Annotated in this window: 15 protein-coding genes; 8 read left to right on the top strand and 7 right to left on the bottom strand. The window is 67.0% G+C overall.

The genetic code is table 11. From position 1 onward, the window contains the following. From CAL25_RS16440 to CAL25_RS16420, 5 genes are all read left to right on the top strand, one after another. The gene (locus tag CAL25_RS16440; protein WP_094801949.1) at positions 1-975 is read left to right on the top strand and encodes a MotA/TolQ/ExbB proton channel family protein; all 975 of its coding nucleotides are present in this window, start codon (positions 1-3) and stop codon (positions 973-975) included. Then, on the top strand, positions 975-1,517 hold the full coding sequence (locus CAL25_RS16435; RefSeq protein ID WP_094801947.1) for an ExbD/TolR family protein: 543 nt from the start codon (positions 975-977) through the stop codon (positions 1,515-1,517). Before CAL25_RS16440 ends, CAL25_RS16435 begins: the two co-directional genes overlap by 1 nt. A gap of 75 nt (positions 1,518-1,592) precedes the next feature. After that, positions 1,593-2,264, top strand: coding sequence for a response regulator transcription factor (locus tag CAL25_RS16430; protein WP_094801945.1), 672 nt, complete (start codon positions 1,593-1,595; stop codon positions 2,262-2,264). A gap of 92 nt (positions 2,265-2,356) precedes the next feature. Further along, the gene (locus CAL25_RS16425; protein WP_094801943.1) at positions 2,357-3,442 is read left to right on the top strand and encodes a sensor histidine kinase; all 1,086 of its coding nucleotides are present in this window, start codon (positions 2,357-2,359) and stop codon (positions 3,440-3,442) included. Then, positions 3,439-5,349 (top strand): potassium transporter Kup, encoded by a 1,911-nt coding sequence (locus CAL25_RS16420; protein ID WP_094801941.1) that lies wholly within the window; start codon positions 3,439-3,441, stop codon positions 5,347-5,349. Before CAL25_RS16425 ends, CAL25_RS16420 begins: the two co-directional genes overlap by 4 nt. Before the next feature lie 80 nt (positions 5,350-5,429). Here the strand turns inward: CAL25_RS16420 and CAL25_RS16415 are convergent, their stop codons facing one another. The 4 genes from CAL25_RS16415 to CAL25_RS16400 all read right to left on the bottom strand — a co-directional run bounded on the left by CAL25_RS16415 (position 5,430) and on the right by CAL25_RS16400 (position 10,962). Beyond that, positions 5,430-7,046 (bottom strand): methyl-accepting chemotaxis protein, encoded by a 1,617-nt coding sequence (locus CAL25_RS16415; protein WP_094801939.1) that lies wholly within the window; start codon positions 7,044-7,046, stop codon positions 5,430-5,432. Between the two features lie 244 nt (positions 7,047-7,290). Beyond that, positions 7,291-8,628 carry an argininosuccinate synthase gene (gene argG / locus CAL25_RS16410; protein ID WP_094801937.1) on the bottom strand — a complete coding sequence of 446 codons (1,338 nt, stop codon included), beginning with the start codon at positions 8,626-8,628 and terminating at the stop codon, positions 7,291-7,293. Positions 8,629-8,781: 153 nt separating this feature from the next. Then, positions 8,782-9,723: an ornithine carbamoyltransferase gene (gene argF, locus CAL25_RS16405; protein WP_094801935.1), complete on the bottom strand. Its 942-nt coding sequence runs from the start codon at positions 9,721-9,723 to the stop codon at positions 8,782-8,784. 57 nt (positions 9,724-9,780) lie between these two features. Beyond that, on the bottom strand, positions 9,781-10,962 hold the full coding sequence (locus CAL25_RS16400) for an aspartate aminotransferase family protein (protein ID WP_094801933.1): 1,182 nt from the start codon (positions 10,960-10,962) through the stop codon (positions 9,781-9,783). A gap of 179 nt (positions 10,963-11,141) precedes the next feature. Here CAL25_RS16400 and CAL25_RS16395 point away from each other — a divergent pair, with 179 nt between their 5' ends. After that, complete coding sequence (locus CAL25_RS16395; RefSeq protein WP_094801932.1) at positions 11,142-11,432, top strand: DUF3579 domain-containing protein; 291 nt, start codon at positions 11,142-11,144, stop codon at positions 11,430-11,432. Positions 11,433-11,592: 160 nt separating this feature from the next. On the opposite strand, the gene CAL25_RS16390 is transcribed toward CAL25_RS16395, so the two are convergent. The 3 genes from CAL25_RS16390 to CAL25_RS16380 form a co-directional block, all read right to left on the bottom strand. After that, complete coding sequence (locus CAL25_RS16390) at positions 11,593-12,549, bottom strand: 2-hydroxyacid dehydrogenase (protein ID WP_094801930.1); 957 nt, start codon at positions 12,547-12,549, stop codon at positions 11,593-11,595. Positions 12,550-12,721: 172 nt separating this feature from the next. Further along, on the bottom strand, positions 12,722-13,663 hold the full coding sequence (locus tag CAL25_RS16385; RefSeq protein ID WP_249279124.1) for a Bug family tripartite tricarboxylate transporter substrate binding protein: 942 nt from the start codon (positions 13,661-13,663) through the stop codon (positions 12,722-12,724). 142 nt (positions 13,664-13,805) lie between these two features. Further along, on the bottom strand, positions 13,806-14,807 hold the full coding sequence (locus CAL25_RS16380) for a tripartite tricarboxylate transporter substrate binding protein (RefSeq protein ID WP_170948513.1): 1,002 nt from the start codon (positions 14,805-14,807) through the stop codon (positions 13,806-13,808). Positions 14,808-15,012: 205 nt separating this feature from the next. On the opposite strand from CAL25_RS16380, the gene CAL25_RS16375 reads away from it, so the two are divergent. Both CAL25_RS16375 and CAL25_RS16370 read left to right on the top strand, forming a co-directional pair. After that, positions 15,013-15,942 carry a dihydrodipicolinate synthase family protein gene (locus tag CAL25_RS16375; RefSeq protein WP_094801926.1) on the top strand — a complete coding sequence of 310 codons (930 nt, stop codon included), beginning with the start codon at positions 15,013-15,015 and terminating at the stop codon, positions 15,940-15,942. A gap of 177 nt (positions 15,943-16,119) precedes the next feature. Next, positions 16,120-16,839 (top strand): FadR/GntR family transcriptional regulator, encoded by a 720-nt coding sequence (locus tag CAL25_RS16370; RefSeq protein WP_094802213.1) that lies wholly within the window; start codon positions 16,120-16,122, stop codon positions 16,837-16,839. Positions 16,840-16,882 lie beyond the last annotated feature (43 nt).

Here is a 16,882-nt window from a genome sequence, read left to right as displayed (position 1 = left end):
ATGTTCAACGCGATCCAGAACGCCATCTTCATGATGGCTCAGGCGGGCACCACCGCGCCGGCTGGGCAGGGCGCCGCCACGTCGGGCGTCGCTACGCCGGGCGCCACCGCACCGGCCGCGGGCGCCACCGCGCCCGGCACCGTGCAGCAGGCCGCCGATACGCTCAATACCGCCGCATCGTCGGCCGCGCCCGCGGCTGCCGCCGCATTGCCGCCGGCAGCGCCGCCGGCCCCCGACATGGGGTTCATGCACTTCATCGCGCAGAGCGACTTCGTCGGCAAGACGCTCTTCATCATCCTGATCATCATGTCGCTGGTCACCTGGTACCTGATCGTCGTCAAGGCGTTCTCGAACCTGTCCATGCGCAAGCGCTCGGCCGACTTCCTGAACAAGTTCTGGTCGTCCGGCTCGCTCGAGCAGGTGCAGAACGAAATCGCCACGCACGGCGCGCGCGATCCGTTCTCTCATCTGGCCAGCCACGCGATCCATGCCCAGACCCACCACGCCAAGTACGGTGCGACCAAGCTCGAAGAGGCCGGCAGCAACGGCGAATTCGTGACCCGCACCATGCGCAAGGTGATGGACGAAGAAACCGCCAAGCTCGAAAACGGCCTGACGATCCTGGCCTCGGTCGGCTCGACGGCACCGTTCGTCGGCCTGTTCGGCACGGTGTGGGGCGTGTATCACGCACTGGTCGGCATCGGCCTGTCGGATGGCGTGACCATCAACCGCATCGCGGGTCCGGTGGGCGAAGCGCTCATCATGACCGGTCTGGGTCTGGCCGTGGCCATCCCGGCGGTGCTGGCGTACAACGCGTTCGTGCGCAACAACCGCGTGTTCCTGTCGCGCCTCGACGCATTCGCCCATGACCTGTTCGCCTTCCTCACGACCGGCCAGCAAGTCGCCGTGTCCGATGGCAAGGTCCGTGCGCTGCGTCGTCAGGGTACGCAACCCGGCGCGCGTGGGAGCGAGTAATGGCCTTCGGCAGCTTCGACAATAAGGGCTCTGGCGGCCACACCGTGTCGGAGATCAACATGGTGCCGTTGATCGACGTCATGCTGGTGCTGCTGGTGATCTTCATCATCACCGCGCCGCTGCTCGCGCACTCGATCAAGATCAACATCCCGCAGGTGAGCGCCGAACAGGTGCAGGAAGATCCCAAGACGGTGGATCTGGCGATCGATGCGTCGGGCGCGCTTTTCTGGGATGAAAAGCCGGTCCTGCTCGACGACCTGCCCAATCGGTTCCGTGCGCTCGCCCAGGACAAGCCCCAGCCCGAGATCCGTATCCGCGCGGACCAAAACACGCGCTACGAAACCCTGGCCAAGGTCATGGCCTCGGCTCGCCGCAGCGGCATGACGCGCATCGGCTTCATCACGCAGCCGGGCGCGACCGCCCCTGGCGAGGCAGGCGCACCGGCGGCCGGCGCACCGGCGGCAGGCGCACCCGCTGCCGGCGCACCGGCCGCTCCCGCGGCGGGCGCACCCGCGGCGGGCGCCCCCGCCCCGGCCCGCTGACCCGCTCGGCCATCCGGTGGCCGGACAATCTCAGACAGTTGAGTGTCCGGCCCCGGTTCGCGCTAGAATCGCAGCATGCGAGTTCTCGTAATCGAAGATGACACCACCCTGGGCCACGCGCTCCAGGAATTCCTGTCCGACCAGGGCTATGCCGTCGACTGGCTCACCGAAGGTGACAAAGTCCAGGGCGCACTGGCGGGGCAGCCCTACGACCTGCTGCTGCTGGACCTGAACCTCCCTGGCCTGAGCGGCCTCGAGGTGCTGCGTCAGGTACGCCAGGAAAACAACCAGGTCCCGGTCCTGATCCTCACCGCCCGCGATGGTCTCGACGACCGTGTGGCCGGCCTGGACGCCGGCGCCGACGACTACGTCACCAAGCCGTTCGACCTGCCCGAGCTCGCCGCCCGCGTGCGCGCCCTCGGCCGCCGTCGCACGGGTCAGGCGCAGCCGCTGATCGAAGTCGGTCCGCTGGTCTTCGACACGGTCGGCCGCGAAGTCCGCGCCAATGGGCATCGCCTGGCGCTGTCGGTGCGCGAGCTGTCCGTGCTCGAGATGCTGATGGCCCGCGTGGGCCGCGTCGTCACCAAGCGCCAGATCGTCAATTCCCTGTCCGCCTGGGACGCCGACTTCAGCGAAAATGCCGTCGAAGTCTATGTCTATCGTCTGCGCAAGCGCCTCGAAGGCACCGGCGCCAGCATCCAGACGGTGCGTGGCTTTGGCTACATGCTGGACGTCGAACCGGCGTGATGCCCTCCGGCGGACCAGGCTCCATGCTCACGCAACCCTGACCGCCTTACATTCCCATGCCGGATACGCAGACTCCGCTGCCCCCGCCATCCATGCATAGCGGCTTCAGATTGCCGCGCGGCTCGCTCGCGCGGCATCTCGTCGTGCGGCTCATGCCGCCCATTCTGCTGCTCGTCCTGCTGGATCTCGCCGCGACCTGGGTCATTACCCACAAGATCGACATGTCGGTCTGGATGCTGGAAGACTTCTTCTGGCTGATGGTCGTCGGGCAGGTGCTGCTGGTGGCGCTGTTCGCCTGGGTCGTCATTCAGGGCGTGCGCTCAGGCTTGGCCTCGGTCAATCATCTGGCCGAAGAGATCCGCCTGCGTTCGATCGATGACATGCAGGCCATGGCGGTCAACGGCTTGCCCGCCGAGATCGCGCCGCTCGTCACCCACATCAATGATCTGCTGCTGCGCCTCGATGCATCGCTCGCGGCCCAGCGGCGTTTCATCGGCCATGCGGCGCATCAATTGCGCACGCCGCTGAGCGGCCTGCGGCTCGAATCGGAGCTCATGCTGGCCCGCCCGCTGCCCGACGACGTGCGCGCCCGGGCCGAACGCATCAAGGCCGTGAGCGACCGCATGATTCGCCTGGGCCAGCAGTTGCTGGTGCTCGCGAAGGCCGATCCCAATGCCCGTCCGCAAGACCGCTTCGTGCGGCTCGACCTCTGCGAATGGGTGCGCGCCAGCGGCGCCGAATGGATTCCGCACGCGCGCTTGTCGCAGGTCGAGATCGACCTCGCGGCGCCCGAGCATCCCGTCTGGATCGATGGCGATCCCTTGCTGCTCGACGAGCTGCTGGGCAATCTGATCGACAACGCGCTGCGTTACGGCCAGCCGGCCGGACGCATCGTCCTGACCGTCGGTGAGAACCCGCCGGCCCTGACCGTCGAAGACGACGGCCCCGGCATCCGGCCGGACGAGCGCGAACGCGTCTTCGAGGCGTTCTACCGTTCGCCCAGCGCCACCGCCGACGGCTCCGGTCTGGGCCTGGCCATCGTGCGAGAAATCGCCCATGCGCATGGCGCGTGGTGGAAGTTGGTAAGCCGCCCCGAGTTTTCGGGCACCCGCCTGTCCGTTGTGTTTCCCGGCCCGCGCAAGGGCACTCAACTCTCGCGTCAAGAACGACTGCTATGAGCCAGACCTCTTCCAGCGTCACGCCCGGGGCCGGCGTGCCTGCGCACGTTCCTTCGCGGCAGGCCGCGCTGATGCTCGGCGCGCTCGGCGTCGTGTACGGTGATATCGGCACCAGCCCGCTCTACACCCTGCGCGCCTGTCTCACCGGCTTCGCCGACCTCGAGCCGGCCCACATCCTGGGTGTGCTGTCGATCCTGTTCTGGCTGCTGATGCTGGTGGTGTCGTTCAAGTACGTGATGCTCGTGCTGCGCGCCGATAACCGCGGCGAGGGCGGCACGCTCGCGCTCCTCGAGCTGGCGGTACGCGGCCGCACCGGCAAGGCGCGCTGGCTGCTCGTCGTGCTGGGTATCTTCGGCGCGGCGCTGTTTTACGGCGACAGCATGATCACGCCCGCCATCTCGGTGCTGTCCGCGCTCGAGGGCATCGGGATCGTGTCCCACACGCTCGACCCCTGGATCGTGCCGCTGGCCCTCATCGTGCTGATCGCGCTGTTCGTGATCCAGTCGCGCGGCACCGGCGCCATGGGCAAGCTGTTCGGGCCCGTCATGGGCGTGTGGTTCCTGACGCTGGCGGTGCTGGGCGGATGGCAGATCTGGCAGGCGCCCCAGGTGCTGGCGGCGCTCAATCCGATCTGGGGCCTGCGCTTCATCGTCGAGCTGCCCATGATGAGTTTTCTGCTGCTGGGCGCCGTGGTGCTCGCGCTCACGGGCGCCGAGGCGCTGTACGCGGACATGGGGCATTTCGGGCGGCCGGCGATCCGGCGTGCCTGGTTCGCCGCGGTCCTGCCGGCGCTCACGCTTTGCTATTTTGGCCAGGGCGCGCTGCTGTTGCGCGACCCCACGGCGATTCGCAATCCGTTCTTCCTGATGGCGCCCGAGTGGGGGCTGGTGCCGCTCGTGGTGCTTGCCACGATCGCGACCGTGGTGGCCTCGCAGGCCGTGATCTCGGGCGCATATTCCGTCACGCGCCAGGCCGTGCAGCTCGGCTTCTGGCCGCGGATGCAGATCCTGCATACCTCGGCCATCGAGAAAGGTCAGATCTACCTGCCGCAGGTCAACGCGCTGCTCCTGTGCGCCGTGCTGGTGCTGGTGGTGCTGTTCCAGGACTCCGAAAGCCTGGCGGCCGCCTATGGCTTCGCCGTGACCGGCACCATGCTCGCCACCTCGGTGCTTGCGTTCGCGGTGCTGCCGCGCGGCAGCAGCGGCGCCAAGCGCGTGCTGTGGCTGGTGGCGCTGGGCGTGCTGCTGGTGGTGGATATCCTGTTGTTCAGCGCCAATATCTTCAAGATCCATGAGGGCGGCTGGTTGCCGCTGGTCGTGGGCATCGTCGTATTCACGTTGATGATGACGTGGCGCCGTGGCCGTCATCTGCTGGCCGAGATGCAGGCGCGCGATCGTCAGCCTCTCGTGTCGTTCATGGAACAGCTCGAAGCCTATCCGCCCGCCCGCGTGCATGGCACGGCCATCTTCATGACCATGAATCCGGATCACGTGCCGCCGGCCCTGTTGCACAACCTCAAGCACAACAAGGTGCTGCACGAGCACGTCATCTTTCTGACCATCAAGGTCGCCGACGTGCCCTACATCGCCGCGCACGAACGCTTCGTGGTGGAGAAGATCAGTGCCTCGAGCTGGACCGTGGTGATCCATTACGGCTTCAAGGAAGATCCCGATGTCCCGGAGGCCCTGCGCCTGGTGACCGAGGCCTATCCGGAAATCGATCTCGAGCCGATGCGCACCTCGTTCTACCTGTCGCGCCAGACCGTCGTGGCGGCGCGCCGTCCGGCCCTCTCGGGCTGGCGCCGCGCGGTGTTTTCTTTCCTTGCGCGCAATTCCACGCGCAGCACCAAGTTCTTCAAGATTCCGCCCAACCGCGTGGTCGAAATGGGCATGCAGGTCGAGCTCTGAACCGATCCGGCCATCAATGAAAAGAGGCGGTCCGCCTGAGTGCGGACCGCCTCTCTTTTTTGCCGTGCGCGTCGAACCGCTCAGGCGCCCTGCGGCTCCCAGCTCAGCCGGGCCGCGTGGGCGGGCAGGGCGGTGGCGACCGGGGCCTGCTCGAGACGGAAGATGGCGACGGCGCGCTGCAGTTGCTGCGCCTGGTCTTCCAGTGAGCCGGCCGCGGCGGCGGCTTCCTCGACCAGTGCGGCGTTCTGCTGCGTGACGTCGTCCATCTGCGAAACCGCGCGGTTCACCTCTTCGAGGCCGCGCGTCTGTTCGGAGGAGGCCGTCGCGATCTCGCCCATGATGGTGGTGACGCGGTGCACCGCCTGCACGACTTCCTCGATGGTGGCGCCCGCCTGTTCCACCAGCGCCGAGCCGGTTTCGACCTGGCCGACGGATTCGCCGATGAGGTCCTTGATCTCGCGGGCGGCGCTGGCGCTACGCTGCGCCAGGCTGCGCACCTCGCCCGCCACGACCGCGAAGCCGCGGCCCTGCTCGCCGGCGCGCGCGGCCTCGACCGCGGCGTTCAGCGCCAGGATGTTGGTCTGGAAGGCGATGCCGTCGATCACGCCGATGATGTCGCCGATCTTGCGCGAGCTGGCGGTGATGCCACGCATCTTGTCGACCACCTGGTTGACGACCTGGCCGCCCTGAGCCGCCACGTTGGAGGCCTGCGAGGCCAGCTCACTGGCTTCGCGTGCGTTGTCGGCGTTCTGACGCACCGTGGAAGTCAGCTCTTCCATGCTCGAGGCAGTTTGTTCGAGCGATGCGGCCTGCTCTTCGGTGCGCGAGGAGAGGTCGGTATTGCCGGCGGAGATCTCACGCGCGGCCGCGTCGATCGAGCCTGCCGCGATCTGGATCTTGCCCACGGTCTCGGCCAGGCGATCGCGCATGTGCGCAATGGCCGCCATCACGCTCTGGTCGTCGCCGGGACGCAGCGTGACGCGCGTGCTCAAGTCGCCCGCCGCGATGCGACCGGCCACCTGGGCGGCCACGTCGGGCTCGCCGCCCACCGAGCGCTGGATGCTGCGCACGACGAGCGCGGCGACCCACGACATCAGCAGGCCCAGACCGGCCAGGAGGCCGATCGACTTCATCAGCGCGCTCATGAAGGCTTCCTGGATGTCGTCCATGTACGTGCCCACGATGATGTCCCAGGACGCGGGCTTGTAGCGCATCACGTAGCCGAGCTTGGGGCTGGCTTCCTTGGCGCCGGGGCGCGGCCACCAGTATTCGAGATAGCCGTTGCCGCTCGAGCTTGCGCCAGCGCGCGCGATCTCACCGTAGAGGTCGCCGCCCTTGGCATCGCGGAAGCTCGACATGTTCTTGCCGTTCAGGCTCGCGTTGATCGGGTGCATCACGATGTTGGACTGCGCGTCGGTCAGCGTGACATAGCCGTCGCTGCCGTAGCGCAGTGCGCCCACGCGCTCGATGGCCTGCTTGCGAGCCTGCTCGGGCGTGAGCTTGCCTTGTTCGCCCAGCTTCATCGAATCCACGATGAGGCTGTGGGCGGCTTCGGCCAGATTCGACAGATCCTGGCGGCGTTCGGCGAGTTGCAGCGAACGCGCCTGAAAGGCGTTGAAGACCGTGACAGCCAGCAGGCCGATCCAGGCCATGGCCAGGGGAATCCAGAGTTTTTGACGCAGGGTTAAGCGGGGCATGTCGGGTCCAGTAAGCGCGACCCGGAATAGAGAAGGGAGGGCCGCGCACCCTTAACGTCAGCTTGGGCGCCGGTCTTTAATGTTTTGTATGAAAAGTACCGTCGATTTTTAGAGGGCCAGATCGGTGGTTCCATCGACCCGGAGGGCGGACCCGGCCAGGTACCCGCGCGCGATGCCGTCAGATCGCCGGCGAAAAAAAAACCGGATCGCGAGATCCGGTTTTTGCTGACGCGGCAAGGACTTACTAGTTGCCGGTGTCTTTCAGCTGCGGCAGCGACGCGCCGCTGGACGGTGCCAGCAGGCCAGTCTGCACGTAGGTGAAGAGCTTCTCGCGCGTATCGACGATGTCGAGGTTGCGCATGGTCAGCTGGCCGATGCGGTCCGCCGGGGTGAAGGGGGCGTTTTCCACCTTCTCCATCGAGAGACGCTCGGGCGCGTACGTCAGGTTGGGCGACACGGTGTTCAGGATCGAGTAGTCGTTGCCGCGGCGCAGTTCGACCGTGACCTCGCCGGTGATGGCGCGGGCGACCCAGCGCTGGGCGGTCTCGCGCAGCATGATGGCTTGCGGGTCGAACCAGCGGCCCTGGTACAGCAGTCGGCCGAGCTTGCGGCCGTTTTCGCGGTACTGCTCGATGGTGTCTTCGTTGTGGATGCCGGTGACCAGACGCTCGTAGGCGATGAACAGCAGCGCCAGGCCCGGGGCCTCGTAGATGCCGCGGCTCTTGGCCTCGATGATGCGGTTTTCGATCTGATCGCTCATGCCCAGGCCATGGCGGCCGCCGATGCGATTGGCTTCGAGCATCAGCTCGACCGGGTCGGCGTATTCGACGCCATTGAGCGCGACCGGTTGGCCGGCTTCGAAGCGCACGGTGACTTCTTCGGCCTTGACGACCACGTCATCGCGCCAGAAGGCCACGCCCATGATGGGCTTGACGATCTTGATGCCCGAGCTCAGCTGCTCGAGATCCTTGGCTTCGTGGGTGGCGCCCAGCATGTTCGAGTCGGTGGAGTAGGCTTTCTCGGCCGACATCTTGTAGTCGAAACCGGCCTTCTGCATGTACTCGGACATCTCGGCGCGGCCGCCGAGCTCGTCGATGAACTGCTGGTCGAGCCAGGGCTTATAGATCTTGAGGTCGGGGTTGGTGAGCAGACCGTAGCGGTAGAAGCGCTCGATGTCGTTGCCCTTGAACGTGCTGCCGTCGCCCCAGATGTTGACGCCGTCTTCCTTCATGGCGGCGACCAGCATGGTGCCGGTCACGGCGCGACCGATGGGGGTCGTGTTGAAGTAGGTGATGCCGGCGGTCGTGATGTGGAACGCGCCGCTCTGCAGGGCGGCGATGCCTTCGGCGACGAGCTGCGCGCGGCAGTCGACCAGGCGGGCCTTCTCGGCGCCGTACTGGGTGGCGCGGCGGGGGATGTCGTCGTAGTCGGGCTCGTCGGGCTGGCCGAGATTGGCCGTGTAGGCGTAGGGAATCGCACCCTTTTCGCGCATCCACAGCAGGGCCGCGCTGGTGTCCAGGCCGCCGGAAAAGGCGATGCCGACCTTCTGGCCGGTGGGAAGGTTCGGGAGAATGGTAGTCATTGTGTGATCGAGAGCGCCAACAGGACTGACGGCGACGTGCCGCACGACGCGCGCCGCCCGCAGGCGGCGCGAGATTGAAATCAACGGGCTATTTTAGCGCGTTTGAGGCGGGCCTCGCCGCGGCGCGGCCCCGGGGGGGACGGATACGCGGTCTCAGGGCAACTGGCCGAGCAGCAGAAACTCCATCAGCGCCTTCTGGGCGTGCATGCGGTTCTCGGCCTCGTCCCAGACGACGCTTTGCGGGCCGTCGATGACCTCACCGGTGACCTCTTCGCCGCGGTGGGCGGGCAGGCAATGCATGAACACGGCCTGCGGATCGGCCACGGCCATCATCTCGGCATCCACGCACCAGTCGGCGAAGGCGCTGCGACGCTCTTCGTTTTCGGCTTCGTAGCCCATGCTGGTCCAGACGTCGGTCGTGACCAGGTGCGCGCCCTGGCAGGCTTCCATCGGATCCTTGAACTGCTTGAGGACGGACGGGGGCGGCGTGCCGATGCGGGCCGGGTCGAGCTGATAACCGGCCGGCGTGGACACATGCAGCGTGAAGCCCAGCAGCTCGGCCGCCTGCAGCCAGGTGTACGACATGTTGTTGGCATCGCCCACCCATGCCACCACCTTGCCCGCGATCGGGCCGCGGTGCTCGATGTAGGTGAACAGGTCGGCCAGGATCTGGCAGGGATGGAACTCGTTGGTCAGGCCGTTGATCACCGGCACGCGCGAGTGCGAGGCGAAGCGTTCGATGCGGGTCTGCTCGAACGTGCGGATCATGACGATGTCGACCATGCGCGAGATCACGCGCGCGGTGTCCTCGATGGGCTCGGAGCGGCCCAGCTGCGAATCATTGGAGGTCAGGTTGATGACCGAACCGCCCATCTGGTACATGCCGGCCTCGAACGACACGCGGGTGCGGGTGCTGGCTTTCTCGAACACCATCGCCAGCGTGCGGTCGTGCAGCGGCATGTGGGGTTCGTAGCGCTTGAACTTGGACTTGATGATGCGGGCGCGTTCGAGCACGTAGCCGATTTCGGCGGCGGAAAGATCTTTGAACTGCAGGAAGTGCCGCAGCGGGCCGTTCTGATTCGAGGGAGAAGTCATGTTCGATGTCACAGGTCGTTTGTGCGGGCTGGGGCGCGTGGCGCCGCCCGCCGTTGATTATGCTTGTTCGGCCAGGAACTGTTTGATGAGAGGCACGAGGATACCGACGATCTGGTCGGCCTCGTCTTGCGTGAGGATGAGCGGCGGCAGCAGTCGGATGACCTTGTCGCGCGTCACGTTGATGAGCAGGCCCGCTTCCATGGCGCGCAGCGCCAGGATGCCGCAGGGCCGGGCCAGCTCGATGCCCAGCATGAGGCCGCGGCCGCGCACCTCGGTCACGCCGGGCAGCCCCGCCAGCGCACTGGCCAGGGCTTGTTTCAGGTACTCGCCGATGCGTTCGGCATTGTCGAGCAGCCCTTCTTTTTCGATGGCGTCGAGCACGGCCAGGCCGGCGGCGCACGCGAGCGGGCCTCCGCCGAAGGTCGTGCCGTGGCTGCCGGGCGTGAAGACGCCCGCCGCGGGGCCGCGCGCCAGCATGGCGCCGATGGGCACGCCACCCGCCAGGCCCTTGGCCAGCGTGATGACGTCGGGCTCGATGCCGGCCCACTGATGGGCGAACCACTTGCCGGTGCGGCCGATGCCGGACTGGACTTCGTCGATCATCATCAGCCAGCCGCGCTCGGTGCAGAGCGCGCGCAGGGACCGCAGGTATTCGGTGTCGGAGGGGCGGATGCCGCCTTCGCCCTGGAGCACCTCGAGCAGCACGGCGGTGACGCGCGGTTCGCGGTCGCCGGCCTCGCGCACGGCGGCGAGGTTGTTGTAGGGCACCTGGATGAAGCCCGTGGGCAGCGGCTCGAAACCCTTGCGGGCCTTTTCGCTGCCGGTGGCGGCCAGCGTGCCGAGCGTGCGGCCGTGCCACGACGAGTCCATCGTGATGATGTGGGCGTGCGTATTGCCGTTTTTATAGCCGTAGTAGCGGGCCAGCTTGATGGCCGCCTCGTTGGCCTCGGAGCCGCTGTTGTTGAAGGCGACTTCTTCCATGCCCGACAGCGCGTTCAGGCGCGCCGCGAGCTGCGTCTGCTGCGGGACTTCGTAGATGTTGGACGTGTGGATCACGCGCGCGGCCTGCTGCGTGATCGCCTGCACCAGACCGGGATGGTCGTGACCGAGGCACGATACGCCGATGCCCGCCAGGGCATCGAGATACTTGCGGCCTTGCGGGTCCCACAGCCACACGCCCTTGCCATGCGTGAACGACACGGGAAGGCGTGAATAGATATTGGCCAGAGGGGTAGACATCGCGATCATCTCCACGGATATGCCCCGGTGGCGGGGGGCGGGTCGGGACCTTCCGTCCCCTGTCGGCACCTGCCTGACAGGAGGGCAAAGGATCAATCATATACAATTCGCGGCGCGGGTCGCATGTTTGAGACGCGGCCGATCCGGCGTCCGCGCGCGCAGCCCGCAGTGAAGAATCCATGGCAAATCGCGTCAAACAATTCGTTATTCATGGTGTGACCGAGAGTGGCTCACGCTTTCGTCCCAGTGACTGGGCAGAACGCCTCGCCGGCGTGATGGCCCAGTTCCGTCCGCCCGGCAGCGCCGGCAATCACCTGACCTACTCGCCTTATGTGCTGCCCGTCGTGATCGACGGCGTGCGCGGCATCGTGGTCGATCTGCGTCTGCGCGAGCTCGAACCGCTCGCCTACAAGTTTGTGGTCGATTTCGCGCGCGACAACCAGCTCAAGACCGAAGAACGGGAAATCTGATCCCGCGGGCGGCCGTGACCGTCCCGCCCGGACGGCGCGCCGCCTTGTGCGCCGCGCCCACGAAAAAAAGCCGCCGGGGAGCGTGACTCCCGGCGGCTTTTGCCTTCCTGCGAGGGGCGTCCGCCGGCCCGGCACGCGGGCGCGCGGCGGTCGGCCCGCGTTATTCGGCCGGCGTGACCACCGTGCCGGTTTCGAAGTACGACTTCAGGTTGGCGAGCATCAGGTCTTCCATGCCCATGCGGGTCTCGTAGGTGGCGCTGCCGATGTGCGGCAGGACCACGGCCTGGTCGCCCGTGCGCAGGGCTTCCGGCACCTTGGGCTCGTGTTCGAACACATCCAGCGCGGCGAAGCCGAGTTTGCCGCTGGTCAGGGCCTCGACCAGGGCGGTCTCGTCGATGACCGGGCCGCGCGCGATGTTGACGACGATGCCCTTGGGGCCGAGGGCTTCGAGCACCTCGCGGCCCACCAGATGACGGGTTTGCGGACCGCCGACGGTGGCCACGATCAGGAAATCGGCCCAGCGTGCGAGATCGACCAGATTGGCCTCGTAGCCGTAGTCGACGTCGTCGCGCTGGCGGCGGTTGTGATAACGCACTTCCATGTCGAAGCCCAGACCGCGGCGGGCGATCGCGTCGCCGATGCGGCCCAGGCCCACGATACCGAGCTTCTTGCCGCTCACGCGCATGCCGAGCGGGATGTTGCCGTGCACCTGGCCCCACTGGCCGGCGCGCACGAAGCGCTCGCCCTGGCCGATGCGGCGGGCGGCGGCGATGAGCAGGCCCCAGGCGAGGTCGGCCACGCAGTCGGTGAGCACGTCGGGCGTGTTGCTGACGAGGATGCCACGCGCCTTGGCGGCGGCGACGTCGATGGTTTCATAGCCCACGCCCCAGCTGCAGATCGCCTTCAGGTCGGGCAGTGCATCCATCAACTCGGCGCTGCAGCCGAAGGTGGCCGAGGTCACCAGCGCGGTCACGCCCTTGCCGTGCTCGGCCAGCGCCGCCTTGCGGTCTTCGTGCTTCCAGAGCTCGAAGACGTCATAGCTTTCGGCCAGACGGGCATTGGCGCTGGGAGATCCGGCATACGAGCCGACCTGGATGATGCGTTGCTTGGTAGTCATGGGAATCGAATCTGGGGGTGGCAAAACGAAAATGCTACTTGATCGCGTGGCGCTGGCATAGCGCACGGCGGGAAGAGGGCGCGGCCGGGAGGGGCGCGCGGCGGGTGCGGCTGGGGTCGAGCGACCGCGAGGGATGCCGGTGCGGGCATCGGCATCCCTCATGCGGCTTGCATCATTCGAGCTTGATGTTGCCCTTTTCGATCACGTCCTTCCAGCGCTTGACCTCTTGTTGCTGAAACGCGGCGAACTCCTTCGGGGTGTTGGCCACGACCTCGAAGCCCAGGCCGGCCAGCGTCTTGGCGACCTGTTCGTCGTGCAGCGTCTTGATGAGCGCATCGGACAGCTTGCTCACGATGGGGGCGGGCGTGCCCTTGGGCACGGCGAAGCCCTGCCAGGAATACACCACCATGTCCTTCACACCAGCCTCCGCGAGCGTGGGCACGTCGGGCAGGTCCTTCACGCGCTCGGCACCGGTGATGGCCAGCGCCTTGAGTTTGCCGCCCTTGATGTGCGTCTGCACCGCGCCGAGGTTCTGGAACGACACGTTGACCTGCGCGCCCATCAGATCGGCGATCGCCGCGCCGCCGCCGCGGTACGGCACGTCCACGCCCGTGGTGTCGGTGCGCTGGCGGAACATCACGGCCGACAGGTGATCCGAGGAGCCGGTGCCCGACGAGGCGTACGAAACCTTGCCGGGGTTTTTCTTCGCGTATTCGACCAGTTCGGCGACCGTGTTGGCCGGGAACGAGGGCGGCGCCACCAGCACGTTGGGATTGCGCACGGCCTGCGTCAGGTAGATGAAGTCCTTGCTGGGGTTGTAGGCGAGGTTCGCGTACAGGGCCTCGTTGATCGAGAACGTGCCGATCGATCCCACCATCATGGTGTAGCCGTCGGGCGTGGAGCGCGCGAGCTGCTGCGCGCCGATCGAACTATTGGCCCCGGGCTTGTTCTCGACCACGAAGGTCTGGCCCAGGATCTTCGACAGGCCCGGCGTGACCGAGCGCGCGGTGATGTCGGAGGATCCGCCCGGCACGAACGGCACGATCATGGTGACCGGCTTGTTGGGCCAGGACTTGGCATCGTCGGCGGCGTGCGCGAAGGGGGCGCAGGCCAGAGTGGCGAGCGTGAGGCTCGCGGCGGCAAAGTGGAAGCGTTTCACGGTGTCTCCTGGCGCGCGTATGGTGTTGTGATGCCCGTTGCCGCGCGCATCGGCAGCGGGCGTTTATGCCGGTTGCCCGGTGACCGAGGCGCGGGCCTCAGTCCACCTTGGCGCCGGATTTCTGCACGACGGCTGCCCATTTCTTGGTCTCGTCCGCCATGAAGGTCTTGAATTGCGCGGGGCTGATGCCGGAAGGAACGGCGCCCTGGGCCAGTAGTTGCGCGCGCACCTGTTCGAGCTGCAGCACCTCGGCCACGTCGCGCTGCACCTTGGCGACGATGGCGGGCGGGGTGCCGGCGGGCGCGAGCAGGCCGAACCAGCTCGAGGCCTCGTAGCCGGGCACGCCGGCCTCGGCGAGCGTCGGCACGTCGGGCAGGGCGGGCGATCGGGTCGCGGTGGTCACGGCCAGCGGCTTGAGCTTGCTGCCCTTGATGAAGCCCATCGAGGAGGGAAGATTGTCGAAGATGAGATCGGCCGAACCGGCCATCACGTCGGTCAGCGCGGGGCTGCTGCCCTTGTAGGGCACGTGCGTCATGCGCGTGCCGGTCATGGTCTGGAACAGCTCGCCCGACAGATGGGTGGACGTGCCGTTGCCCGTCGAGGCCATGTTGACCTTGTCGGGGTTGGCCTTCAGATATTTGATCAGGTCCGCCACGGTGTTGATGTTGTGGCGTTTGGCGAAGGCCGGGTTGAGCTCCAGCACGTTCGGCACCGGAATGACGAGCGTGACCGGCTCGAAATCCTTGACCGGATCGTAGGGCAGTTCGCGGTAGACGGATTGGTTGATGGCGTGCGTGCTGACGGTGCCCATCAACAGCGTGTAGCCGTCGCCCTTGGCGCGTGCGGCCTCGGCGGTGCCGACGTTGCCGCCGGCGCCGGCCTTGTTGTCGACGACCACCGCGCGGTTCCAGCGCTTGCCGAGTTCGGCGGCCACGGTGCGCGCGGCGATGTCGGCGGTGCCGCCGGCCGGGAAGGGCACGAGGATGCGGACATCACGGTCGGGATAGTTGGCGGCGGGATCGGCATGGGCTGCCGGGGTGGCCAGTGCGGCGAAACAGGTGGCGAGCGCGAGCGCGCCTCGGCGCAGTGTCAGGTGCATCGATCTTGTCTCCGGATGTGCGCCTGTGCTGTGCCGGCGCATCGTGTGGTGTGCCCCGCGAGCGTGGACGCCCGTCGGGGTGAATCGGCCTGCTTGTAAAACAAATATAGGTAGGCAGCGCAAACTTGTCAATCAAGTGTTTTTTCCGCATACTGGCCGCCACTTTCGCGCCGCCGTGCGCCGTCCGATACGAGGATTCAGGCTCATGAAAACCACCCCGGTCACCCCCGCCGACCTGCAGCGTTCCGTGATTGCCGTGCCGCCGCTGGCGCGCCACGCGGACCTTACGCTCAACGAAGAGGCCAACCGCAAGCTGCTCGGCCATCTCGAGGCGGGCGGGGTGCGCAATGTGATGTACGGCGGCAATGCGAATTTCTACAACGTTGCCGTGAGCGAGTACGTGCGCATCGTCGATTTTCTGGCGGAAGCGGCCGGCCCGGATACCTGGGTGCTGCCCTCGGCCGGTCCCGACTACGGCAAGCTGATCGATCAGGCCGCGATCCTGCGCAGCCGCGCATTTCCGACCGCCATGCTGTTGCCGATGTCGTTCCCGTACACGGATGCGGGCCTGGCCGACGGCGTGCGGCGCTTCTCCGATGCCCTGGGCAAGCCGGCGGTGGTCTACATCAAGGCGGCGGATTATCTGCGTCCGGACACGGTGGCGAAGCTGATTGAAGAAGGGCGCATCGTTGCGCTCAAGTACGCCGTCGTGCGCGAAGATCCTTCGCGCGATCCCTATCTCACGGCCTTGCTGGCCGAGGTGGAATCGCGCTGGATCGTGAGCGGTATCGGCGAGCGTCCGGCGGTCGAGCACTACCGTCATTTCGGTCTGAAGAGCTTCACCTCGGGCTCGGTGTGCCTGGCGCCGCGCGGCTCGATGCGCATCCTGCAGCTGCTGCATAAAAGCCGTTTCGACGAGGCCGACGCGCTGCGCGAGCAGTACATGGCGCTGGAAGATTGCCGCGACGAGATCAGCCCGCTGCGCGTGCTGCACGACGCGGTGACGTTGGCCGGCGTGGCCGACATGGGTCCGATGCTGCCGTTGTTGAGCAATCTGTCGGCCGATGAAAAGAAGCGCGTCGAGCCGGTGGCGCGTGCGCTCTACGCCTGGGACCGCGAGGCGGTGCCCGCCTGAGGGCGGCTGGCCGCTAGCGGCGCGCCGCTCGCCGCGCGCCGCTCGCCGCGCGCCGCTCTCCACGCGTTGCATTCAAGCGCAGGTGCGCGGCGGAGGCTACGATAGCGTTCGCCGTTCAGATGTACAGGAGTCCGCGTGCCCCGTAAGACCTCGTCCGAGAAGCAAGCCGAGCCCGTGATGGTGGCCGAGGCCGCGCCGCTGGAGCGCGGCCAGCGCGTGCGCCTGGCCGATCAGCTCTATGGCAAGATCTTCGAAAGCATCGCGTCCGGCCGGCTCAATGTCGGCGACAAGCTGCCGTCCGAACACGAGATCTGCGATCAGTTCGGCGTGTCCCGCCCGGTGGTGCGCGAAGCGCTGTTGCGCCTGCGCGCCGATGGGCTCGTGACCGCGCATCAGGGCCTGGGCACCTTCGTGAGCCATCAACCGGCGCCGCGCCTCAAAACCTTCCCTGACGTCCAGAACGTCGGTGCCTATCTGCGCGCCCAGGAGGTCCGGGTGGCGCTCGAAGGCGATGCGGCGCGGCTCGCCGCGCTGCGCCGTAACGACGAGCAGCTCGAGCGCATCGCGGCCGCGCATCGCGCCTTCGTCGCCGCGCTGGAGCAGGGCCAGGTGTCGGCCGAAGCCGATCTGGCTTTTCATGCCAGCATTGCCGACGCGAGCGGCAACGATTTTTATTGGGGCGTGCTCGAGAACATCCATGAGGCCATCAGCGGCTTCATGCGACTGAGCCTGAGCCTGACCCGGACCGGTTCGCGCCAGCGCGCGCAGCGCGTCGCCGACGAACACGCCGCGATCCTGTCGGCCATCCGCGAGCAGGATGGCGAGCGCGCGCGCGTCGCGATGCAGTTTCACCTGGGTCAGGCGCGGCACCGCCTGGTCGACCGGGAGCGCGACTAGCTGCGGCGTGCCGGCCGCAACACGTACCAGACATCGGGGCATC

The sequence above is a fragment of the Bordetella genomosp. 5 genome, from assembly GCF_002261315.1.
Classification (GTDB): Bacteria; Pseudomonadota; Gammaproteobacteria; order Burkholderiales; family Burkholderiaceae_B; genus Bordetella.
Note: the sequence above shows the minus strand (reverse complement) of the source record. Positions and strands in the feature narration are given on the sequence as shown.

What these genes read in the sequence shown, in the direction of transcription:
- CAL25_RS16370 (WP_094802213.1), top strand. Translation starts at nt 16,120, where the DNA reads ATGGTGGCCGAGGCCGCGCCGCTGGAGCGCGGCCAGCGCGTGCGCCTG.
- CAL25_RS16380 (WP_170948513.1), bottom strand. Translation starts at nt 14,807, where the DNA reads ATGCACCTGACACTGCGCCGAGGCGCGCTCGCGCTCGCCACCTGTTTC.
- CAL25_RS16435 (WP_094801947.1), top strand. Translation starts at nt 975, where the DNA reads ATGGCCTTCGGCAGCTTCGACAATAAGGGCTCTGGCGGCCACACCGTG.
- argG (WP_094801937.1), bottom strand. Translation starts at nt 8,628, where the DNA reads ATGACTACCATTCTCCCGAACCTTCCCACCGGCCAGAAGGTCGGCATC.
- argF (WP_094801935.1), bottom strand. Translation starts at nt 9,723, where the DNA reads ATGACTTCTCCCTCGAATCAGAACGGCCCGCTGCGGCACTTCCTGCAG.
- CAL25_RS16420 (WP_094801941.1), top strand. Translation starts at nt 3,439, where the DNA reads ATGAGCCAGACCTCTTCCAGCGTCACGCCCGGGGCCGGCGTGCCTGCG.
- CAL25_RS16425 (WP_094801943.1), top strand. Translation starts at nt 2,357, where the DNA reads ATGCATAGCGGCTTCAGATTGCCGCGCGGCTCGCTCGCGCGGCATCTC.
- CAL25_RS16390 (WP_094801930.1), bottom strand. Translation starts at nt 12,549, where the DNA reads ATGACTACCAAGCAACGCATCATCCAGGTCGGCTCGTATGCCGGATCT.
- CAL25_RS16440 (WP_094801949.1), top strand. Translation starts at nt 1, where the DNA reads ATGTTCAACGCGATCCAGAACGCCATCTTCATGATGGCTCAGGCGGGC.
- CAL25_RS16400 (WP_094801933.1), bottom strand. Translation starts at nt 10,962, where the DNA reads ATGTCTACCCCTCTGGCCAATATCTATTCACGCCTTCCCGTGTCGTTC.
- CAL25_RS16430 (WP_094801945.1), top strand. Translation starts at nt 1,593, where the DNA reads ATGCGAGTTCTCGTAATCGAAGATGACACCACCCTGGGCCACGCGCTC.
- CAL25_RS16395 (WP_094801932.1), top strand. Translation starts at nt 11,142, where the DNA reads ATGGCAAATCGCGTCAAACAATTCGTTATTCATGGTGTGACCGAGAGT.
- CAL25_RS16415 (WP_094801939.1), bottom strand. Translation starts at nt 7,046, where the DNA reads ATGCCCCGCTTAACCCTGCGTCAAAAACTCTGGATTCCCCTGGCCATG.
- CAL25_RS16375 (WP_094801926.1), top strand. Translation starts at nt 15,013, where the DNA reads ATGAAAACCACCCCGGTCACCCCCGCCGACCTGCAGCGTTCCGTGATT.